This window comes from Streptomyces sp. URMC 126 (assembly GCF_051386555.1).
GTDB lineage: Bacteria > Actinomycetota > Actinomycetes > Streptomycetales > Streptomycetaceae > Streptomyces.
The window spans coordinates 1-259 of the sequence record NZ_JBPQTX010001022.1 but is presented as its reverse complement, the minus strand read 5'-3'; the positions used below and the strand labels follow the sequence as shown (position 1 = coordinate 259).

Genomic DNA, 259 nt, shown 5'->3' with positions numbered 1-259 from the left:
CTATAGATTGTAGTCCTATAGGGCGCAATCGGCTGTCATCTTGGATTTTGGGGAGATCCAGGGTTGGCAGCGAAACATACATTGTCGGAGGCACTAAAGACAATCAGGAAAGCGCGTGGATTGAGCCAGGAGGCGTTCTCCGACGTGTCCAGCCGCACCTACATGAGCACGCTGGAGCGCGACCTCAAAAGCCCCACCTTGAACAAGCTGGCCGAGCTGTGCGAGGTCATGGAGGTGCACCCGCTCACGCTGCTGACGC

At 57.1% G+C, this 259-nt stretch carries 1 protein-coding gene; it reads left to right on the top strand.

Annotated elements, in window-relative coordinates; all coding sequences use genetic code 11:
• Window positions 1-63: 63 nt before the first annotated feature.
• Window positions 64-259: helix-turn-helix domain-containing protein (locus ACSNOK_RS34935; protein ID WP_436784724.1), on the top strand; the 196-nt coding region annotated here is incomplete at its 3' end.